The 4,337-nt window shown below is 42.3% G+C and carries 3 protein-coding genes; all 3 read right to left on the reverse strand.

The window, feature by feature from the left end:
• Positions 1 to 148 precede the first annotated feature (148 nt).
• The 3 genes from AABE15_RS07635 to AABE15_RS07645 are packed head-to-tail and all read right to left on the reverse strand — an operon-like array spanning position 149 to position 3,833.
• A complete protein-coding gene (locus tag AABE15_RS07635; protein ID WP_338330698.1) occupies positions 149 to 2,314 on the reverse strand; it encodes a Hint domain-containing protein in 2,166 nt (721 codons plus the stop codon).
• Complete coding sequence (locus AABE15_RS07640; RefSeq protein ID WP_338330699.1) at positions 2,265 to 3,182, reverse strand: hypothetical protein; 918 nt, start codon at positions 3,180 to 3,182, stop codon at positions 2,265 to 2,267. Before AABE15_RS07640 ends, AABE15_RS07635 begins: the two co-directional genes overlap by 50 nt.
• A gap of 15 nt (positions 3,183 to 3,197) precedes the next feature.
• Entirely contained in the window at positions 3,198 to 3,833 is a 636-nt protein-coding gene (locus AABE15_RS07645; protein WP_338330700.1) for a hypothetical protein, read from the reverse strand.
• Between the last annotated feature and the right edge of the window lie 504 nt (positions 3,834 to 4,337).

Genomic DNA, 4,337 nt, shown 5'->3' on the forward strand with positions numbered 1-4,337 from the left:
TTTCTATTCGCTTAGGATCATTAATGTTATACGATGCTCCACCAATCATCCGTTCAAACGCACGCATAAATGACTTTACGGATTTTAAGCAAAACGCGCTAAGTTACCTGCCTTAGCGCGTTTTTTATGAAATCAAGTTACGTTAGCGTTAGCTGGTCTTTTGTAACCTTTCTGAGTTTGTGAGGAGGTAAGGACCCTTCGAGAGTACTTCAACGCTCAGGCTTCCTTCATGGCCAGACGTAACCCCTTGTAAAGACAGCGTGGCATTACCATCGGTCCAGCGACACGTATCGTTTTCTATTCCATGCCAACCCAACAAAGCAGGTTCTTCCAGATGATGACGTATGGCGTGGGATTGACCATTCTTTGTGACGGTAATGGATCCGATAAGCACGCCCAAAGAACGACGATCGTCAAAGAAAGGACCGATCGTATCACAGGGGCGGCTGCTTCGGGACTGAATGCGAATATGGCCAACGTTGGAAGGAAGGGTAAACGTATACGTATTCCCGGCAATGGTGCTGGGGAAAAGCGTTACCCCCTTATCCGTGATGACCCGCAGATCAGGATCCTCAACTAACAGGGGCGCTACGTAGTGGCTTTCAAAGCCCAGTTGATGGGCACGCTGTTTGAGGGCATTAAAAATCGGTTCCACAATCTCGGGTTGCGTGGTTAGGGGGGCGGCCGCGTCGTCCCAGGTTTTTACAGGGTAAATATCGGGAAGCTGAGCGCCCGAGCTTTCTTTAAAAACCTTGCGATTGCCGGTATCCAGATAGGTTTCGGTTAAAAGACCGTTGGCGCTGATGATGGTGTGGGTCTTGGTTTCAATATGATAATAGTCATACGAAGTCAACGAATGGTCATAGACAATGGAGGCTCCATTTACCAGCATCCGTACCGGAATAAATTGATTGTCCAAGCACAGGCAATGTTCGGACGTAAGGGTTAAATCTTCGAACGGAACGTTGGGGGCAATCGCGTCTTTCATCACTCGAACCGGCACCCCAGCAAAATCAGCAGGGAGGTTGGGGCGAACGTGACAACGGGTTTTACCAATCCATTCAATGGGCTCTAGGGTGGAGGAGCCGTTGGCAAAGGTGTGAATCGCATCGCCAACCTTCAAATCTTCCACCGCGCGATACCCCAACGCGGTTAAAATCTGGCTGCCCGGTAAAAAACAGCCTAGTATCATAGTGCCGCCATTGTCATCGGACTTAACTATTAATTGCGTGTCATCGGTAAAGGGACTGTCTTGCTTATCAAAGCTATTAAAGACGATTGTCTGGAGGTTATTATCTGAATCCTTATAGGTTATAGTAAGTTTACCGCCACTATACGTGGCTGAAAAGTCTGTACATTTCGTAAAATCGATCCCTTGGAAATCCAATTTGTCTTGCTTATCAAACCCTTCAATGTCAAATTCATCCGCATTGAAGGTACTTGCCGTAACTTTTTTGCCAAATCTAAGGATAGCACAGCCACCTTTGGATTCAAAATCTACGTTAAAACCTTTACCGCCTGTAAAAGATTGATCAAATGTTAATACGCTACCCTGTTGAAGCTGAAAAATAGGAGAAGACGTAAGATGCTGGGGATCAATGTTTGCTATGTCGAGGTTGACCCCATTAGTTAACGTAATAGTTTCTTTCCCAGTAGAAGCGACCAAGTCGTTAATGGTAACTTTTCCCGTTCCGGAAATCGTTAAATTTCCATTAGTTAAAGCCAAACTATTATCAATGGTTAGATCTGTATTGTTAAGAGTAAGCGTCCCTCCTTCGCTTGTAACCAATAAACTACCAGTCATCTCCACACTACCAGTGGAGGAAGGGGTAAGCGTGAAGGTTCCGCCATTCAACGTAAAACATTGATTCGTTGAATCGCTTGTCGGAATCTGCATGTTAGTGCCAGTATAAGTAAGATTCCCTCCACTATTAACCTCTAAAAATCCTAAGCTATAGTTTAAGGAGTTAACCGTTACATTTCCCGTAACATCAAGCTCACCACCATCCACAGTAATCGTGGTATAGGTTCCACTGACCAATGTGGTCGTTCCACTATTTTTTGCCTCTAAATATAACGTAGACGTGATTAAGTTCGTAAATGTGTTGTTTCCTGAGCTGTTAATATCGATTTCGTTAATGGTGATAGCACTACCACTTTGACTTGTATTTCCTGTAATGGTGGCACTGCCTTGTTCACTTACCGTTAACGTCCAATTCGAAGTGGCACTATTCATAAAACTATCAATTTCAAGGCTGCCCCCACTAACAGAAATTCCATAATCTATTTGAGAGCCAGTTAATTGACTGACCATAAGCTCCGTAAGCTTTACCGTGCCGCCCGATACGTCTATAGTGGTAACCTGTTAAATTTGTATCCGTACTTGTGAATTTACCGTTTTCAACCTTTAACTGGCCCAGAGAATTTCCGTTACTTGATAATATTATAGTGCTTTGCTGACCGTTAACCTCAAAGACTCCGTCCAAAGAAATGGTGTAAGTACCGCTATCAAATTTTGCATAATCGTCAAACGTTATTCCATTTGACAGGTCGTTCTGCGTCGTAAACTGAATGTTTCCACCCAATTCCAGAGTCCCATAACCTGTAACTCCCTTTTTTGACCCTCCTCCAATATGAATTACCCCATCTAAGGTAATTTGCGTCTTACCGCTAGTGGTACCTTCCAGAGTTAACGTGCCACCATACAACGCGTTAGGGTTTGTTTGTGCACTCGTATCCCCAGTGGTGGCAAGCCCACCCAATCCGTTGGTATAGGAAGGATCCTCGCCAACATAAAGATTGCCCCCAATGGTTACCCCATTCCCTATGGTAACGGCAGAAGTCTGAAAGGTTGTACCATCCGTAGTATACTGACCAAAAACAGCTACTGTCCCCCCTCCAGTAAACCCATATTGACTGAGATCCAAAGTCCCCGAATAGAAAAGATTTGAACCACTACCAATTACAAAATTGGCACCGAGAGTGATCGTATTTCGATCCCAACCCACCACAATATTGCCGTTAATTGTAGAAGAGCCCGAAAGGTTTAAGGTATTGTGATAGTCCAAAAAGATGATTCCGGTTGAACCAGTCTGTAGGGTACCATTGTCAAGGGTAATGGTAGAATTGCTAAGGTTTTCTTCGTAATAGGTTGTGCCACCACTGCCGTTGATATAGGTCACCTCACCCGTTGTGACTTAGTAAGTGCTCGTGGTTGTGCCATCTGTATTCGTCAGCACAATGGACGTATCGGTCGGGGAATCGCCTAGAAAATTAAAAACACTACCGTCGGAAATCTTGAACGTCACGTTGGTCATTTTATTGGCATTGTCAATGATATAAGTAGACGATCCACTCAGATCAATTTCAATGGTAGGGGGATGGTCGGTATCGATAATGATTTGATCTTTTACTTCGGCCGTCCCGCCCGTCATAGTTATTGTCGTTGGATCTGTGCCTGTGCCTGTACCTCCTAGATAGAAAATAGGCACGTTAAAAACAGTGCCATCGTTTAGGGTCATGTTCACTCGATTGGTCACAGCTAAAAAGATAAAAGGAGTATCGGTAGCTTGCTTATAGCCTAATTGATTAATGAAGCCCCATAGTAATGAGCTAATAGTAGCAGAACCATAATAAGTGTAATTAATATCTGAGTTTAATACAAATTGATTAATTGACCCAGAAAAGGCCTCCACTAAATCACCCGTTCCTGGAAAATACTTTTTAAAAGTAATTCTACTGTAAGTGATTGCTCCATGCCCTGAATTATGGATAAAATGTTTAGGAATGGAAAGAGCAAACTCTTTTTGTTTTTCAAGAAAATCGTCGGTCATTATGGTATCCTATTAAATTAAAAAGCCTTTAAAGGAGCGTATGAAAAAGGTGTAGCCCTACTTTAGAGCAATTCCTGTTGCCTTTTACTTTTTGTTTGGAGTGAAATATTTTAGAACAATACCGTCATAGAAGTGCACGAATAAATGCCTAAACCCACTATCGTTTTTATCTTATTTTAACTCAATTGATGGTCAAATTAATGTTCAAACTAATATTTAAAAATCAATTGTTCTTAACGCCTCGTCCAGTAGAATGTTCAAGATAAAAAAACACAAAAGAAAGGTTTTTTATCATCAATTGATCCGAAAATCAAAATTATATTAAAAAACAAGGGTAACTTCTGAACGTGAGTAACATCGCTGATCTTAATTTAAAGTTTTTTTATAATAGCGCTCTTGGCTCTTTGGATGGGATGTTGAGATTTACAGACTTAAGTTTTGCATGGGTTTTGTTTGGAATTGACTGTTCGTTTTTTTGTGGTTCGCTGGGGGGTATTTAATTTG

The organism is Commensalibacter sp. Nvir, assembly GCF_963921845.1.
In the GTDB taxonomy this organism is placed as follows: Bacteria; Pseudomonadota; Alphaproteobacteria; order Acetobacterales; family Acetobacteraceae; genus Commensalibacter.